Genomic DNA, 12,436 nt, shown 5'->3' with positions numbered 1-12,436 from the left:
TGTTCCATGCCGGTGTCACACGACCTTTATCAGGATCTGAAACGCTCAAAGGAAGAAATCCAGCACAAACGCACCAAGGATCCGTTATTGGATTCGCTGCTTAACAAGTATTCGCAGGCCGATGCCGAAGTGGTCAAGGCAGAGCAGGCCAAGTCCAGTGATGACGCAGTGAAGAAGCTCAAGGAGACGCGCCTGATGGTCAAGGACAAGATCGTCAAACAACTCGAGTCGCCGTCCTGAAAGTTCCCGTGAGCCGCCGACGACCGGTGGCTGAACAATTGGAACGGCGCTAACGACCGGCACCTCGAATGATCAGAGACCGTCATTACGGCGACAGACGAGGTGCCCCATGACTCATCCAAAATTCCCCAGCGAAGAACAGGGTGGCTTCGATCCCATCCCCACCCATCCCGAGCCTTTGAGTCCGGGGCGCAATGCCGTCGATCCTGAAGAAGAGCCCGGCCTCGACGAAGTGCCGGATGATGAAGCAGGCAAACCGCCGACCAGGCGCGATCGTATTGATCTGGATTCCGATTGACTCCTATCCCTGTGGGAGCGGGCTTGCCCGCTGCTGCAATGTGATTGCGTTGTTATTGCAGCGCCGCGCTCAGCGGCAAACGCACCATGTGTTTCGCCTTCAGCGAGCCGAAATACAGCCAGTCGCCATATTCACGCGCGGTGGTGATCGGTGAGTAATTGCCGCTGCTGCTGTCCTGCAGGTTGGCAATGACCCTGCCTTCGACATCGAGCCCGAGAACGAAGGCGCGTTTCTCCACCGGTTTGGGCAGCACGGTCATGGCACGTGCGATCACCTTGCGTATGAAAGGATGTGCCGCCGTGGCGTCGAGCAAGGCATTGCGCGGTGCGTACAGCGCCACCCAGAAACGGTCGTGACCATTGAACGCGAGGTTGTCGGGCAGGCCTGGCAAGTTATCGATGAACAGATCGTGGGTGCCGGCCTTGGGGCCGCTCAACCAGTAGCGGCTGATGCGATAGGCACCGGTTTCATTGACCAGCACATAGGCATCGTCCGGTCCGAGCGTCACGCCGTTGGCAAATTCCAGTTTGTCCAGCAGCACCGAGGTTTTGCCGGTCTGGAAGTCGTAACGCAACAAGCGGCCATCGCCACCGTGTTCGATGATCGCTTCACCATCCTTGCCGTAGCCGAAGCGGCTGGAAGCATCGCTGAAATAGGCATAGTGCCCCGGCTTGTCGATGGCGACGTCGTCGGTGAAACCGAAGGGCACGCCGCTGGCCTCTGTCGCCAAGGCCGCAAGGCGACCTTGGCCGTCCAGCGACAGCAAGCCCTTGGCCGCATCAGCGATCACCAGCAAGCCGTTGGGGTGGCGAGCCAGGCCCAAGGGCCGGCCACCGGTATCGGCCAGGACCGTGGTTACTTTGCCGTCAAGGCTCGTGCGGATCACCCGGCCGTCATGCAAACCGGTGATCAGCGTACCGTTTTCCAGCAGCAACGCTTCGGGGCCATCGATGTCCGCAGCGCCAACAGGCTCCACGCCCTTGAGGCGCTGATTGTCGGCATAGGTGCCGCTGGTGAGCGATGGCGCGGGGGCTGGCGTCCAGGCCACGGGTTTGACCCTGGTCGGCATCAGCAGCAAGAAGGCAGCAACGACAATGACCACCAGCAGCAAGCCATGGCGAAACCGGATCGAGCGACTCAAGCGCGGGCTTCCGACAGGGCCAGGTGTTTTTCCGCCATCTCGCGCAGCGCCAGCATCGAGGCCGCCGACTCACGATCGATCCGGCGCTTGAGCAACAACCGATTGGCAAGGCGCATCGCCACGCCACTGAACTGATACTCCAGTGTGCGGACAAACCGCGTGCCGTCGCCCACGGCTTCACATTCGTAAGTCAGTACCAGCGACAGTCCATGGTCGCCGAGCGCCTGGGCACGCCAGCGCAACCCAGGCAGGTATTCATCGACGACCCAACGCAAATGCCCGTCACGTCCACCGGCGCGGATGTCTTCCTCGAACCGCGCGCCGGCGTGCAGCGGACCCTTTTGTCCGTTGATCCTGAGGGACGATGGATGCCACTGCGGCCAGTGGCTCACGTTGCTGGCGTACGCCAGCACGGCAAAGGGCGTTCCGGCGATCTCGATCTGATGCTGCATGCGGGTCATGGGCGTGCTCGTCGGCTGCGGGATCGCCGGCTCCGGCTCCCAGTAGAGGGTGCCGAACAGGTAATCCATCAATGGAAAAACGATGTTGAAGTTACGTTCCTGCATCAACTCACGGCGGTGATGCAGCTCATGCAGGCGCCGCATCTGGCAGACCCAAGGCAGGCGCGTCAGCGGGTTGTGCGGCGGTAGATGCTCGCAGGCATGGAACGCTTCATAGGCCAGGTATCCGAGGACCAGGAAACCGCCGACCAACCCGGCGACGTTGACGTCCACTTGCATGAGCAGCCACCAGAGAGGCAGGGTGATGAGCAGGGTGTGCAACACGATCAGCCAGGCCGGAAACAGAATCACCCGCCAGTCACGGGCGCTGTCATAAGTCATGTGGCCCGGTGCGAAAAAACTGTGATGGTCGCCGGTATGGCGGGCATAGAACAATCGCGCGTAACTTTTTTTCTGATGGCCCAGGTGCCGATGCACGCAGTACACACCGAAGTTGAAGAGCAACAAGGTCAGAGGCACCGCCAGCCATTCTGTCGGTTGCACCTGGTGCACAGTGCTCCAGAAAACGGCCATGGCGAACACGCCGAACAGCAGCACGAAGGTGCCGTGAAGCCAGGGGTTGTAGCGCGGATGGATGTTGGCGCGGTAGCGGCTGCGGAATGCTTCGGTGGTCTGCCTCACTGCAATCACCTGTCGTTATCGTTATCTCCAGCAGCGTAGACGATCCCGGCGTGTTGGCTGCAGAACTTCAACGACACGAGTGCCACGATCCGGTGCAAGGCGTATTCAGGTCAACGGGTTCCAGCGTTGCGACCAGTCTTCATCGGACTGGATGACTTCGCGCAGCAGGTCGAAGGCTCTTTGCAAGGTCGGCGAGTCGCGGTCGCGGGAGTAAACCAGATAGGTCGGGTAACTGAACTCCGGTGCTTTCGGGACTTGTTCCAGTACACCGCTTTCCAGGTAACTGCGCACGACGCGGGTGCGGAAGTAGCCGCTGCCGCCGTTTTCCAGAATGTATTGCAGGCCCAGCGGGCCGAGATTGAAACTCAGGGCGGCTTTGGCTTTTTCCGGCAGCGCGGCATCGTGCCGGCGTCGGAAGTCCTGGCCCCAGTCAATGTAAACGTAAGGTTCGGCACGACCGGGCAGGCGGACAAGGACAAGCTTTTCCTCCAGCACCTGCTCGACCTGCAGGCGTGGCCAATACTCGGGCTGATAGACCAGCGCCGCGTCCAGCACCCCCAGTTCCAGTTGGCGCAGCAGGTTTTCGCCGTCGCGGATTTCCATGCGCAGGGCGTGGCTGGGGATTTTCTCGCGCAACTCGCCGGCCCAACTGAGCATCAACGGGTTGCACAGACTGACCTCGCCGCCGATGTGCAATACATCGCGGTAACCCTCGGGCAACGGCAAGTCCCGCCGTGCGGCCTCCCAGGTTTCCACCAGTTGATTGGCATACACCACAAAGGCTTCGCCGTTGGGCGTGAGGCGGGCACCGGCGCGGTTGCGTACGAACAGGGTACTGCCCAGCTGGCTTTCGAGTTTTTGTACCCGCGCGGTGATCGCGGTCTGGGTGACGTGAAGCTTCTCGGCCGCTGCGGCAAGGCTGCCGTGGCGGACGATTTCCAGAAAGGTGCGGGCGAGATCGATGTCCATGGGATGGCCGATGGCGGAAGTGCTCGCATTGTAAGAGCACTGTTCACCTGCGGATAGGCGTCACTTTTACCTTGTGGCCCGGGATTCAAAACGCAAAACACGAACAGCCAAACGCTCCCCAGAACCCACGGAAGTCACTGACCGGCGCATTCGACAGGCGCGCCCGCTCATGGCTGTGCGCATGCACCGCGCACGCGCCGACACATTGATGGACCTGGGCCGTCAGCGGCGCCAGCGGCTTCCAGTGCCCTGGCACCTTGGACACCGGTGACCATTGCGGCACCACGGGGATCGGTGGCGGACCGAGCTTCTCGAATTCGACGCTGCCGTAAACGATCTTGCCGTCAACGATGGTCAGCACCGCTTCGATGGCTTTGATGCCTTCGTCCTCGATGTGGAAATAGTCCGCCGACAGCGCAATCAGGTCCGCCAATTGCCCGACCTTGATCTGGCCTTTCTTGCCCTGTTCAGACGAGAACCAGGCGCTGCCATGGGTGAACAGCTCCAGCGCGGTGTCGCGGCTCAGGCCTTGGGGATGAAGCGCCAGCCCGCCGACAGTCCGGCCGCTGACCAGCCAATAGAGCGAAGTCCAGGGGTTGTAACTGGATACCCGCGTGGCATCGGTGCCAGCCCCCACCGGCACCCCTTCGGCCAACATCCGGGCAATCGGCGGCGTATGTTCAGCGGCTTTGGCGCCGTAGCGGTCGACAAAGTATTCGCCCTGGAACGCCATGCGATCCTGAATCGCGATGCCGCCGCCAAGGGCTTTGACCCGCTCGATGTTGCGCGGGGTGATGGTTTCGGCGTGATCGAAAAACCACGGCAAACCGGCGAACGGAATGTCGCGATTGACCTTCTCGAACACATCGAGCATGCGGCTGATCGACTCGTTGTAAGTGGCGTGCAGGCGGAACGGCCAGCGTTGTTCAACCAAGTGTCGAACCACGGGTTCCAGATCCTGTTCCATGGTGGGTGGCAGGTCGGGGCGGGGCTCCAGGAAGTCTTCAAAGTCGGCGGCGGAGAACGCCAGCATCTCCCCGGCACCGTTGTGCCGCAGGAAGTCGTCGCCCTGACCGAAGTGCGAGGTACTGGTCCAGTTCTTGAAGTCGGTCAGTTCTTCCTTGGGCTTTTGAGTGAACAGGTTGTAGGCGATGCGAACGGTGAGTTGTTGCTCCTTGGCCAGTTGCTGAATGACTTGATAGTCGTCGGGGTAATTCTGATAACCGCCGCCGGCATCGATTGCACTGGTGACACCCAGGCGATTGAGTTCGCGCATGAACTGACGCGTGGAGTTCACTTGATATTCCAGCGGCAGCTTCGGACCCTTGGCCAGGGTCGAATACAGAATCATCGCGTTGGGGCGGGCGATCAGCATGCCGGTGGGGTCGCCGTTGGCGTCCCGCTGGATTTCGCCGCCCGGAGGGTTCGGCGTGTCGCGGGTATAGCCGACCACTTTCAGCGCGGCCCGGTTGAGTAGCGCGCGGTCGTACAAATGCAGGACGAATACCGGGGTATCGGGCGCAGCCTTGTTCAGTTCATCGAGGGTCGGCAGGCGTTTTTCGGCAAACTGGAATTCGTTCCAGCCACCCACCACCCGCACCCATTGCGGTGTGGGCGTGCGGTCAGCTTGATCCTTGAGCATGCGCAGGGCATCGACCAGTGACGGTACGCCTTCCCAGCGCAGTTCGAGGTTGTAGTTGAGACCGCCACGGATCAGGTGCAAGTGTGAGTCGTTGAGCCCGGGAATCACCGTACGACCATGCAGGTCGACGACTTGCGTGGCCGGCCCCTGCAAGGCCATGGCCTGGGCATCGCTGCCAACCACCACGAAGCGCCCGTCCTTGATCGCCACGGCACTGGCCTGGGGTTTCTTGCGGTCAACGGTGTGCAGGCGTCCGTTGTACAAAATGAGATCGGCGGGGGTGTCGGGCATGGTTTTACTCCCTGCAAGCAGCGGGCTGATCCAGGCGCCTATGGCTCCTGCCGAAAGGCCTTGCAGTACACTTCGGCGATTGACGCCGTCGTGGTCGTCAGGTGGGCTCATGGCAGTGCTTCGCGCAAAAGGATCGAGGGGCAATCGGTCGGTGTCTGATGCATGCGGCCACAAGAAATATAGACGGCAATTCCATGGCTGAACGATTCTTTGCCCCGGAAACGACGAATCCCGCCACTAGGGGCGGGATTCGTGTGCAGCCAGAGAGGCTCCCGGGGGCGGGAGCCGTCGTCTTAGCTCGGGAACAGCTCGGACAGCTTCATTGCCAGCATCATGTCGCCTTCAGCGCGCAGTTTGCCGCCCATGAACGCTTGCATGCCGTCGGTTTCGCCGCTGACGATGCCTTCCAGGGTTTCGCCGTCCATCACCAGAGTGACCTGGGCGTCCGGGTTTTCGCCTTCTTTGAGCTCGCAGGTGCTGTCTTTGACAACCAGCGAGAAGTTCTTGGTGTCGTCGATGCGGAAACCGAAAACCAGGTCCAGACCGGCAGCAGCGGCTGGGTTGAACTTGGCTTTCATTGCTTGTACGGCATCAGCTACGGAGGTCATGGTTCGATCCTTTCTTGGGTAATAGGAGCTGGGTGATTACAGCCAGGGTCACAATAGTCCGGACTCAACGAAACGTGATGAGTTCCGGGGCCTTCAGCAGTTGCAGGTGTGCATGACTGTTGAAGGAAGCCAGTGCCACTTCGCGACCACGGAACTTCAGGTGGTTGAGCGAGGTGTTGACGATTTGCCAGTTCAGTTCAAAAGCCTGCTTTGCAGGCATGTGCGTTATGAGGTGCAGCAGGGCAGTGATGGTGCCGCCGGAGGTGAACACGGCGATTTTCTGCGTGTTGTCGGCCTGTTCGAGAATCCGGTTCAGGCCGGCCTGCACACGCTCGACAAAGCCTGGCCAGCTTTCCAGGCCCGGAGTGTCGTAAGTGCCGGCGAGCCAGCGTTCGATGATCAGGGCGAATATGCGCTGGAACTCCGCGCGGTTTTGCGCGGCATTGCGCAGGATGTCCAATGCTTCCGGTTCGTCCGGCAACATGGCCGGGAGCAGGGCGCGGATCACCGCGTCGGCGTCGAACTCATTGAAGGCGGAATCGGTTTCCAGGATCGGGACCGGCAGGCCTGCGGCGGCAAACTGTTCCAGCGCACTGTTGGCCGTGTGTTGCTGACGGCGCAGGTCGCCGGACAGGCATCGATCGAAGCGGATGCCGAGTTCTGCCAGGTGTTGACCGAGGATTTCCGCCTGGCGAATACCGGTGGGCGACAGGACGTCATAGTCGTCTGCACCAAAGGAGGCCTGGCCATGTCGAATCAAATAGATACTGCCCACGTCCGCGTCGTCCCGGTACGTTGAAGGTTCGGCGAGGTTATGAGGATGGCGGTGAGCTGTCAATGAAAAAACATACGCTTGTTTGAAATGCTCGTTAGACGCCCGTTGCCAGAGGTTTCACAGCTGGTCGCAACGGCGGCTCATGGGTATGCTGGAGTTATCCGCGCGCGTTCATGCCGCGCATCGTTTGAGGAGTCCCTGTGGAGTTTTTCACCGAGTACGCCAGTTTTCTGGCCAAGACCGTGACCCTGGTGATCGCCATTCTGGTGGTCCTGGCCAGTTTTGCGGCATTGCGCAGCAAAGGTCGACGCAAGTCTGCCGGGCAGTTGCAAGTCAGCAAGCTCAATGATTTCTACAAAGGCCTGCGCGAGCGCCTTGAGCAGACCCTGCTCGACAAGGACCAGCTCAAGGCCTTGCGCAAGTCCCAGGCTAAAACCGAGAAAAAGCAGAAGAAAAAAACCGAGGCCAAACCCCGGGTGTTCGTGCTGGATTTCGATGGCGACATCAAGGCGTCAGCGACTGAAAGCCTGCGTCATGAAATTACCGCACTGTTGACCCTCGCCACCCCCAAGGATGAAGTCGTACTGCGCCTGGAAAGCGGCGGCGGCATGGTCCACAGCTATGGCCTGGCTTCCTCGCAACTGGCGCGTATCCGTGAAGCGGGCGTGCCGTTGACCGTCTGCATCGACAAGGTCGCGGCCAGCGGTGGCTACATGATGGCGTGCATCGGCCAGAAGATCATCAGCGCACCCTTTGCGATCCTTGGCTCCATCGGCGTGGTGGCGCAGTTGCCCAACGTCAATCGCCTGCTGAAAAAGCATGACATCGACTTCGAAGTGCTCACCGCCGGTGAATACAAACGCACCCTGACCGTGTTTGGCGAAAACACCGAGAAGGGGCGGGAGAAATTCCAGGAAGACCTGGATATCACCCATCAACTGTTCAAGAACTTTGTCTCGCGCTACCGCCCGCAACTGGCTATCGACGAGGTGGCCACCGGTGAAATCTGGCTGGGTGTCGCGGCATTGGAAAAGCAACTGGTGGACGAACTGAAGACCAGTGATGAGTATCTGGCCGAACGCGCCAAGCAGTCCGAGCTTTATCACCTGCACTACGCCGAACGTAAGAGCCTGCAAGAGCGTATCGGCATGGCGGCCAGCAGTTCGGTCGATCGCGTACTGCTGAGCTGGTGGAGCCGCTTGACCCAGCAGCGCTTCTGGTAACACATCGACAGGCATCGAACCGGGGCATTTGCCCCGGTTTTTTTTCGCCTGGCAATCTGCAGGGTTGTCCTCCAGAACATGGCGAATTCTCCGAGGTCAGGAGTCGATCCGTCCTGCTTTCGAGGGCGTGGCGGAGGGTTATGTTGGTGTTCCCAACGTTTGCCATGGAATGCACATGAATGACCAACCGAGTGACCCTCAGATTGCGTTCGCCACAACTGATCGGCCCATGCACGAAGCACTGAACTCAATGGTGAACGGCGCCTTGCCGCAATCTCCCGAGCAATTCGGCACACAACTGATCCGGAAAAAATGGGGCGAGAACATCGACCCGCAGACTGCGCAGTTGGTAACACTGGATTACCACTATAGAGGACATCCACCGCAAGACGGGGTCGAGCAAGGTCAGGTGGCGAGCTCACAGACGCTGGTACAGGCGCTGCTGTCCAATTATCAAACCGTCGGTGACGGCCGTTTCGCGGAAACCGTTTTCGGTCTTTACACACCGCCCGACGTCGGCCCGTCCATTCGCATTGTCCAGAACGTCGATGAATTTGCTGACCACGGCAATGGCAACCATCACACTTACGAAGGCATCTATCGGCAAACCGTGCCGCAGGTCTATGGGCCGACCACGCAAATCGCGCTCAGGCCGGCGGACTTCAAACGGTGGGTGTGGGAGTTGAATCTGAAAACCCGCTATCAGGCCTACCTTGAAAACGCCTGGCCCTCGGATGAGCAGATCGCAGGTGCGGCGCCTTGCGACCTGAGGACTTCGACCAAGGCTGCCTTCGTCATGAGCGCTTTCCTGCAACACCAGGAAGGCAGTTTGACCCAGGAGGGGATGGCGCTGGCGCTGCTGGCGTGCGGGTTGCCGGAGCGGCAGACCTGGGACGCACTGACCCTCACTCAATTGAATGCAGCAACCCGCGTCCATTCGCCCGTCGTCGCCGGTCGCCTGACGATCTACCGTTACACCTCGACCGATCTCTGGTGTTTTCGCCAGCGCACCAGCTCCAGGGTCTTGCTCTACATCCCGGGCAACTCCTCACCGCTGCATGAATTCGTCGACATCCAGCACCTGCGCCAATGGATCGTTGCCCAAGGCAAGGTGACCGAGACAGGGCAGGCTTTGGCCATGCACTTTGCCGAAGATGATCGGCAAGACGGCACCTTCCATGCGGGCGTGTTGACAGCGCTGGAGGGCATGGCGGTGTTCCCAAGGGAGCACTGGTTGAAAAAGAATGCCGGGTTTTTCAACAATGACGGATTCTGGGACCCGCAGGACTATGTGGGCATTGAGCGCTCACCCGCGGCCACTGACCCGTTCGCTGAATTGGTGCTGACCATGAAGCAGGCGGCCATGGCCAGCGTCAACACCATCCGTGATGATGCCCAGGTCAACCGGGACGACTTGAGCGCGGTGGTGGAGCCGCTCGTACAGTGGATCAACTGCCTGGGCCCTTTGGCGTTGTTCATTCCCGGAGGCGAGGGCGTGCTGGTGCTGGCCGGGATCATCGACGCCGGTTATGGCATCAACCAGGCCGTCAACGGTGACACCCCGGAGAAGCGCTCGGAAGGCGTGACACGCACGGTCTTCGGCTTGCTCAATGCGCTGCCCCTGGCCAAATCGATTGCCGCACTCAAGGTCGAGGGCCGAGTGGCCGAAAGTCTTCACGACGCTCCTGAGCCGAGCAGTGAATCGAGCCTCCAGCCACTGACCGATACAACGCTTCAACCCGTCTCCGCGCCAGCCCTGAAGCCGCCTGCGACTCGCCTGGAACTCATGCGCGGCGTGTGTGCACCGTTCGCGTCCTTCAGCGACGAGGTACTGGGCCAGATTGCCCGGGTGAGTACGGTTAACGATGACATGTTGCGTCTGATGCAGACGGGGCGCCCGCCGACTCCGCTGCTGGCCGATACCATTGCCCGCTTCAAGCTTGACCAGGAGCTTGAGGCGACAGCCGATCCGACGACACGCGCCAGTTTATTCAACGCCCGTTATCAGGCACTCCAGCACTCGGATCATGAATGGGTCCGCTTGTTCCAGCGCGAGTACCCCGGTTTGCCGAAAGCGGTTGTGGAGCAAATCCTCGACCGTTCGGGCGTGGAGATCGAAGGGCCGGTCGATGCTGCCGAAGCGGTGAGGGTGCTCAGGCGGCTGGACGATAAAGCGCGTGAATATCAGCAGCATGTCAGGCTCAATCGGGCCTATGAAGGCCTGTACTTGCGCTCGATTGTCCACCCCGAATCCGATGTCCTGGCCTTGCATTCTCTGGCGCGGTTACCTGGGTGGCCGACATCCTTGCGCATCGAGGTGCTGGAAGCATCTGAGGGTGGTCGGCTGCTGGATCGCTGTGGCCCGCTTGATGCGCCGGATTGCCGACGCTTGATCAAGGTCGCCGATCGCTATTGGCCTTCTGCGGCGTTGAAACCTGGCCGTGAAGGCTCGGACCTGTTCACTGCGCTGGTCGACCTGTTATCCGTTGAAGAGCGAACCGTGTTGTCATTGCGCGCAGCCGACCCGACAGGTGAGTTGCGCCTGCGTCTGGGTGAGCGAACATTGAGCCGTACCGAATTGATGCTCGGCCTGAGCAGGATGGATTCGAAATTGCCTTTCGAATCCCCTGGACTTCGCGGCGGCGGTTTTCCAAATACGCCCCAGGGGGCGTCCCTGAGTCATGAAGTCGTGCGCTTGCAGGTCAGGGATATTTACCCGGACTTCACCAACGCCCAGGTCGACGAGCTATTGGCGGGCGCCGGTGCCGGGGCTCAGGCGCTGCTGGAGCGCCTTACCCTGCAATTGCGACAACTGCATACCGATCTGGTGCATTGGGTCGAACAGACCGTGTCGGACCTTGATGACATGGATCTGGATTTTCTTGCCGTTGGCGATGAAGGTGCCGTGGGCATGACCCCTCAATAGGTGGCGGCACACAATGCAGAAATGCTGGAGCACGTGATCGATTACGAGCGTGAAACCAGGATAGAGCTTGCCAACGAATTGATGCTCATCTGGCAGAAGTGCCCGCCCGAGGCCAGTAGAGTCATGTCCGACGGGGCATTGGCCGGCTACCGGCTCGATCTGGCCTTTGAGGACTACCACCGCTTGCCGCTGATGAACGTTCGATTCGATGAAGTCGTCGAACTGTCGATGCAGGGGCTGCACCTGGTCGAACGTGAAAGTCTCAACGGGTTTCTGGAGAGTTTCCCTAACCTGCGCACGTTGAATCTGGAGCGACTTGACCTGCGTCTGCCCAACACGAATGACGTGCTGGAAGTGCGATTGCCGCCAGCGATCCTGCAAATGAAGCGGCTCACTTCGCTCAACCTCAAGTCGACGTTTCTGGAGTTCAAGGAGCACACGGCTGCGCAATTGAGCGACCTGGTCAGGTTGCAGAGCCTGGACCTGAGCGATAACCCTTTGGCCATTGCGCCTGTCGTTTTGGGGATGAAGGCGCTACGCGAGCTGAAACTGAGCAATACCGGCATCAGTCACTGTCCGATCGGCATCGTCGATGAGCCATTCATGACTTCACTGGACTTGCGTCATAACCGCATCAGCCGGGTACCCCAGGCGATATTGAACCAGGCAGTCTCCCGGGATCGGGTCTGGCTCTGGGACAACCCGCTGACGGATGAAGAGACACTGTCGCGTCTGGTCGACCACCGTGAACGGACTGGCATCAATCTGTGGTTAAGCCAGCCGGGTGAGGGGTATGGCAGTGCCACGCCGTGGCTGCAAGAGGGTGATGAAGTGCTGCGCGCGGCGCGGCAGCAGATCTGGCAACGGCTGGCCGCCAAACCAGTGGGCGACGTGTTTCTGCGTGTTATCGATGGATTGAGCCTGACGGCGGATTTCCAGGTGGGTTACCTGATCCTGCAAGCGCGGGTATGGCGACTGCTGCAGGCAGCGGAGGCTTCAGAGGAGTTGTGGGGCTGGCTGCGCCAGTGCATGGAAGCAAGGACGCCCGATGCGGAAAATCCGTTCAGGCTGTTCACTGTTCTGGAGGATCGAGTGCGGCTGTACACCGATTGGGTCGCGTTGGGGCGGCCAATTCCTATGGCCAATCTTCCGAATCGCTGATCGGAAGCAAAACGCCTTGA

9 protein-coding genes and 1 pseudogene are annotated in these 12,436 nt (G+C 60.2%); 4 read left to right on the top strand and 6 right to left on the bottom strand.

Annotated features, from left to right (window positions below; all coding sequences use genetic code 11):
• The first annotated feature begins 6 nt into the window (after positions 1-6).
• Both AC1Q6D_RS30080 and AC1Q6D_RS30075 read left to right on the top strand, forming a co-directional pair.
• Positions 7-240: a DUF465 domain-containing protein gene (locus tag AC1Q6D_RS30080; RefSeq protein WP_103405777.1), complete on the top strand. Its 234-nt coding sequence runs from the start codon at positions 7-9 to the stop codon at positions 238-240.
• A gap of 109 nt (positions 241-349) precedes the next feature.
• Positions 350-538, top strand: a complete 189-nt coding sequence (locus AC1Q6D_RS30075) for a hypothetical protein (RefSeq protein WP_103405776.1) — start codon at positions 350-352, stop codon at positions 536-538.
• A gap of 52 nt (positions 539-590) precedes the next feature.
• Here the strand turns inward: AC1Q6D_RS30075 and AC1Q6D_RS30070 are convergent, their stop codons facing one another.
• The 6 genes from AC1Q6D_RS30070 to AC1Q6D_RS30045 all read right to left on the bottom strand — a co-directional run bounded on the left by AC1Q6D_RS30070 (position 591) and on the right by AC1Q6D_RS30045 (position 7,106).
• Positions 591-1,679, bottom strand: a complete 1,089-nt coding sequence (locus AC1Q6D_RS30070; RefSeq protein ID WP_103405775.1) for an SMP-30/gluconolactonase/LRE family protein — start codon at positions 1,677-1,679, stop codon at positions 591-593.
• Positions 1,676-2,821: a sterol desaturase/SRPBCC family protein gene (locus AC1Q6D_RS30065; protein WP_103405774.1), complete on the bottom strand. Its 1,146-nt coding sequence runs from the start codon at positions 2,819-2,821 to the stop codon at positions 1,676-1,678. The genes AC1Q6D_RS30070 and AC1Q6D_RS30065 overlap by 4 nt, the downstream gene beginning before the upstream one ends.
• 105 nt (positions 2,822-2,926) lie before the next feature.
• Positions 2,927-3,790, bottom strand: a complete 864-nt coding sequence (locus AC1Q6D_RS30060; RefSeq protein WP_047529801.1) for a LysR family transcriptional regulator — start codon at positions 3,788-3,790, stop codon at positions 2,927-2,929.
• 85 nt (positions 3,791-3,875) lie between these two features.
• Entirely contained in the window at positions 3,876-5,723 is a 1,848-nt protein-coding gene (locus AC1Q6D_RS30055; protein WP_178083149.1) for an amidohydrolase, read from the bottom strand.
• Positions 5,724-6,016: 293 nt separating this feature from the next.
• A complete protein-coding gene (locus AC1Q6D_RS30050) occupies positions 6,017-6,331 on the bottom strand; it encodes an SCP2 sterol-binding domain-containing protein (protein ID WP_047529794.1) in 315 nt (104 codons plus the stop codon).
• A 64-nt stretch (positions 6,332-6,395) separates the two neighbouring features.
• On the bottom strand, positions 6,396-7,106 hold the full coding sequence (locus AC1Q6D_RS30045) for a histidine phosphatase family protein (RefSeq protein ID WP_047529792.1): 711 nt from the start codon (positions 7,104-7,106) through the stop codon (positions 6,396-6,398).
• A 200-nt stretch (positions 7,107-7,306) separates the two neighbouring features.
• Between AC1Q6D_RS30045 and sohB the strand changes: the two genes are divergently transcribed.
• Positions 7,307-8,329 carry a protease SohB gene (gene sohB / locus AC1Q6D_RS30040; RefSeq protein ID WP_047529790.1) on the top strand — a complete coding sequence of 341 codons (1,023 nt, stop codon included), beginning with the start codon at positions 7,307-7,309 and terminating at the stop codon, positions 8,327-8,329.
• Positions 8,330-8,504: 175 nt separating this feature from the next.
• A pseudogene (locus tag AC1Q6D_RS30035) lies at positions 8,505-12,416 on the top strand (dermonecrotic toxin domain-containing protein).
• Positions 12,417-12,436 lie beyond the last annotated feature (20 nt).

This window comes from Pseudomonas sp. MT92 (genome assembly GCF_058792515.1).
This window is presented reverse-complemented; position numbering and strand designations above follow the sequence as displayed.